Here is a 4,179-nt window from a genome sequence, read left to right as displayed (position 1 = left end):
GTCTCGAGGGCGGTGCGGAGCTCGTCCCGGAGCTGCTGGGGCGAGGCGTCGACCTCGCTGGCGTCGACCACCGAGAGGGCGTGAACGTCGGCCCCGAAGCGGTCCGCGAGATCGAGCGCGACGTCGACGGCCCGTTTCACGCTCTCGGAGCCGTCGGTGGCGACCACGACCGTGTCGAACATATCGATGGATTGCGCTCGCGGTCGCTTAAACGTCCCTGTTCGGGCAGCGAGTTCGTCAGAGCGAGGTGAATCGCCCCGTTTGCGTGACAAAGCGATGGATCGGGGTATAGTAGCCACTGAAACGATTCACACACTAATCGCAACGCAGTCGTGCGATCAGGTGCACAGTGACTTTCAGTGGCTACTATAGCTTCGGAGAAACGGGGAACGGTCGGTGGGATCTGGGTCTCTCTCGGGAGGATCGAGGCGGCATTCGGTGGGGTGGCTTTTTTGTGACGGAACACCCACTGCCGCGTATGGACGCCAGCGAGCCGTTTACCGTCGACACCGTTCTCGCGCCGGTCGACGGCAGCGACGAGTCAGCTACCGCCGTCGAGTACGCCATCGGCGTCGCCGACCGCTACGACGCCGCCGTGCACGCGCTGTTCGTTCTCGGACGGGGCGTCATTCGGGGGTTAGACGCCGGCACAGTCGACGAAACCGACATCGTGGAGAATACGCAGGGGTTCTTCGACGATATCGGCGACATCGCCGAGGACGCCGGCGTTCCGATCGCCACGTCCGTCGACGACGGCTTCTCGCAGACGCGGAAGACGCGCCACCCCGGCAACGTCGTCCTCGACACCGCCGACGACATCGACGCCGACTTCATCGTGCTCCCGCGCGAACCGGTGACCAGAGCCGAGGCGGAAGTCCTCGAGAAGGCGGCCGAATACGTCCTCTCCTACGCGAGCCAGCCGGTCCTCTCGGTGTAGCCGGTCGGCTCGGCGATCGAGCGGTCCGCAGACGGATCGCTGTACCGGGTTCCCGACGCAACTGCGACCGTCTGCGGGCGGGCCGAAACCGACTGACGGCAATCCGTCTCAGTCTGACGGCGATTCGTCTCAGTCGTCACCCTCGAGCAGGATCGCCATCTCCTGTTCGAAGCTCTCGGTCCCGGTCGCTTCGAAGCCGACCCGTTCGTAGAGTGCGATCGCCGGATTGTTCCACCGTTCGACGGTCAGCCACACGTGACTGATTCCGATGTCGCTGGCGTGACCCAGCAGGTTCTCGAGCAGGAGCGTGCCGATGCCGGCCCGCTGGTAGGCCTGCAGGACGAATATCGCAAGCTCCCACTCGATCCCTCCCTTCCGCTCGATCGCCGCCGGATCGTCGGAGTCGGGGACGAGCATCGCGTGGCCGATCGCGTCGCCCTCGTGGCGAGCGACGACGTTGACGCTGTCCTCGCCGATCGTCTCGAGCCAGTTGCGGATGCGATCCTCGCCGGTCGGCGGAATCCCCTGGGCCCGATCGGAGGGATCGAACTCGACGTACATGTCGACGACGTCGTCGAGCGCCTCGGTCGCGAACTCGTCCGGTGCGCGGACCTCGATCGACCGACCGTTGCGGTCCTCGACGGTCGTCGGCGGCGAGGCGAACGGACCGGACGCCTCGTCCGGATACTGTCGCGTTCCGACCATGGTTATCGCACCAGCTTGACCGTCGTCGGGGCGTTCAACAGGACGAACTCCGTGATCGGGCCGAGTTGGATCTTTCCCATCGGGCTCAGGGTACCGCCGCCGATGACTAACTGATCGAACTCGCCCTGTTCGGCGTAATTGACCAGCGCGCTCCCGGGGTCACCCTCGAGTTTCTCGACCGGGATGTCGTCGAGCCCGACGTCCTCGAGCCGGTCGACGGCCAGCCGGTACGTCTCGTCCTGCGAGCGTTTCGACTCGGGCTTGTCGACGATGACGACGGTGAGGTCGTCGCCGACGTCCTGGGTTCGCTCGATGGTCCGCCGGAGCGTCTTCACCGACTCGTCGCTGCCGCCGAGACCCAGCAACACGTTCATACGGGAGACTGTGAGCCGATACACGAAAACGGTTGTGCTGATTTCCGGGTCCGAAACGCGGCCGCGGACCGTTTCGGGTGGAACTGGTTCGCATACGTTGCGCGTGACGACGCTGTTAAGAACGTGTAGTGAGTACGTTCACGGAATGAGTGATGCGGCGCTCGATGTCGTGGAGTTTCTGCTCACGACGAGCGTGTATTCGGACGACCGGACGCTAGACGAGAACGATCTCCCGCCGTCGTTTCGCCGCGTCTACTGGACAGGCGGCGTCGACGAGAGCGAGAGTGACGACGGGAGCGAGGAGAGCGGCGGGAGCACCCGGAAACCGGCCGGAATCAGTCGACCGCTGTCGGTGACGACCAGCACGGCTCGCGAGGCGACCGGCGTCGGCCAGCCGTGGGACGCCGTCGCCGATCTGATGTTCACCGAGCGCGACGAGTTCTCCGGCACGATCACCCTCGCCCAGCGGGACATGGCCGAGGAGTGGTTCGTCGAACGCGTCGACGGCGAGCGACTGCTCGAGAACCCGACGCTGGCGAAACACTTCGCGGACCACGAGACGTACAACGTCGACGTCACCCACGAGGAAGCTCGCGATCGAAACCGGCCGATTCAGGCCGATCGGGTCTGGATCGACGGGCTCCTCGACGAGTACTTCGACGACGAGGACGACGAGGAGATGCTCGACCTCGTGGAGGTCCGCGCCCCCGAGGAGGTCGATATCACGCTCGACGACCTCGTCCTCACCCGGGATCAGGAGAACGAACTCGACAAGATCTCGAAGGCGATCGAACACCGAGACTACCTCGCGGACATCGGCCTACGCGAGATCGGAAAACTGCTGTTCGTCGGCCCGCCGGGGACCGGGAAGACCTCGACGGCGCAGGCGCTGGCCCGGGACATGGACCTCCCCTTCGTCGAGGTCAAACTCTCGATGATCACCTCGCAGTATCTCGGCGAGACCGCCAAGAACGTCGACAAGACCTTCGAGGTCGCCAAACGGCTCTCGCCGTGTATCCTCTTCATCGACGAGTTCGACTTCGTCGCCAAGACCCGCCGCAGCGACGAACACGCCGCGCTCAAACGCGCGGTCAACACGCTCCTCAAGAGCATCGATAACATCTCGCTCATCGACGACGACGTCCTGCTCATCGGGGCGACCAATCACCCCGACCAGTTAGACGACGCTGCCTGGCGGCGCTTCGACGAGATCATCAACTTCCCGAAGCCCGACTCCGGGATGCGGGCGGACATCCTCGGTCTCATTACTCGAACGATGGACATCGACGAGTTCGATCCCCACCTCATCGCCGAGGTCACCGAGGGGCTGACCGGGAGCGACCTCCGAATGGTGCTCCGGGAGGCCGTCCTCGAGGCGCTGACCGAGGACCGCACGACGCTGACACAGGAGGACCTCCTCGACGCCGTCGAGGAGTTCGAGGAGCGCGACACCCTGAAGAATATGGACATGATGGGCGGCGACCACGACGCGCTCGTGGCCGGCGGGGACCTCGATGCGGCCAGCGACGGCGGTGAGCCGAGCAACCACTCGCACGACCACGACCACGATCACGATCACTGACGATCGATTCGATCCGGGTCCGGTTCGATATTCCCTGTTTTGCTCCGGTAGTCGCGCTATTGGCCGGTTCTAACGAGAATTCCTGACGATCGTTCAATAGCGGTGAGCTACGTATGCAGAGACTGAGCAACCGTCTGCCGTGGCGCGCGCTGGGCCGCGGTGAGTCACTGACGAACCGCGGCGTAAAGCCGTGCGAGGGATGAGCGAACGCTAGTGAGTGAATCGGCTGGGGAGGGCGTGGCGATTCCCTGTTGCCACGGTAGCAGGACGCTCGTCTTACTTATTCTCACCAGCGGCCACTGGTTCCTCATTGCGCAGTTGAACGACGTACAACACCGCAGAGTAGGGTTCCACAACTACTTATCGAACGATCGTCACGGGCACGGGTGCCTGCCGAGCAATCCGTTCCGCGACGCTGCCGAGCAGGACCCTCGAGAAGCCGGTCCGGCCGTGGCTGCCGACGACGATCAGGTCGATCTCGTTCTCCGTCGCGTGGTCGACGATGGCGTCCGCCGGCTGCCCGACGACGACCGTCGTGTCGATCGAACGGCCGTGATCGGCCGCGCGAGCGTCGGCGTCCG

At 64.5% G+C, this 4,179-nt stretch carries 6 protein-coding genes; 2 read left to right on the top strand and 4 right to left on the bottom strand.

Going from position 1 to position 4,179, the window contains the following annotated elements; genetic code table 11:
• Window positions 1–182, bottom strand: a 182-nt coding sequence (locus tag PGX04_RS04290; protein WP_273737376.1) for a universal stress protein, incomplete at its 3' end; no start/stop codon positions are given.
• Window positions 183–478: 296 nt separating this feature from the next.
• Here PGX04_RS04290 and PGX04_RS04285 point away from each other — a divergent pair.
• Window positions 479–937: a universal stress protein gene (locus PGX04_RS04285; RefSeq protein WP_273737375.1), complete on the top strand. Its 459-nt coding sequence runs from the start codon at window positions 479–481 to the stop codon at window positions 935–937.
• A gap of 129 nt (window positions 938–1,066) precedes the next feature.
• On the opposite strand, the gene PGX04_RS04280 is transcribed toward PGX04_RS04285, so the two are convergent.
• Both PGX04_RS04280 and PGX04_RS04275 read right to left on the bottom strand, forming a co-directional pair.
• Window positions 1,067–1,642, bottom strand: a complete 576-nt coding sequence (locus PGX04_RS04280; protein ID WP_273737374.1) for a GNAT family N-acetyltransferase — start codon at window positions 1,640–1,642, stop codon at window positions 1,067–1,069.
• 2 nt (window positions 1,643–1,644) lie between these two features.
• Entirely contained in the window at window positions 1,645–2,016 is a 372-nt protein-coding gene (locus tag PGX04_RS04275; RefSeq protein ID WP_273737373.1) for a universal stress protein, read from the bottom strand.
• Window positions 2,017–2,161: 145 nt separating this feature from the next.
• On the opposite strand from PGX04_RS04275, the gene PGX04_RS04270 reads away from it, so the two are divergent.
• Window positions 2,162–3,598 (top strand): ATP-binding protein, encoded by a 1,437-nt coding sequence (locus PGX04_RS04270; protein ID WP_273737372.1) that lies wholly within the window; start codon window positions 2,162–2,164, stop codon window positions 3,596–3,598.
• 360 nt (window positions 3,599–3,958) lie between these two features.
• Here the strand turns inward: PGX04_RS04270 and PGX04_RS04265 are convergent.
• Window positions 3,959–4,179 (bottom strand): universal stress protein (locus PGX04_RS04265; protein ID WP_273737371.1); only part of this gene is annotated, 221 nt, incomplete at its 5' end.

It is taken from the genome of Natrinema soli, from assembly GCF_028618695.1.
Note: the sequence above shows the minus strand (reverse complement) of the source record. Positions and strands in the feature narration are given on the sequence as shown.

What these genes read in the sequence shown, in the direction of transcription:
- PGX04_RS04285 (WP_273737375.1), top strand. Translation starts at nt 479, where the DNA reads ATGGACGCCAGCGAGCCGTTTACCGTCGACACCGTTCTCGCGCCGGTC.
- PGX04_RS04280 (WP_273737374.1), bottom strand. Translation starts at nt 1,642, where the DNA reads ATGGTCGGAACGCGACAGTATCCGGACGAGGCGTCCGGTCCGTTCGCC.
- PGX04_RS04275 (WP_273737373.1), bottom strand. Translation starts at nt 2,016, where the DNA reads ATGAACGTGTTGCTGGGTCTCGGCGGCAGCGACGAGTCGGTGAAGACG.
- PGX04_RS04270 (WP_273737372.1), top strand. Translation starts at nt 2,162, where the DNA reads ATGAGTGATGCGGCGCTCGATGTCGTGGAGTTTCTGCTCACGACGAGC.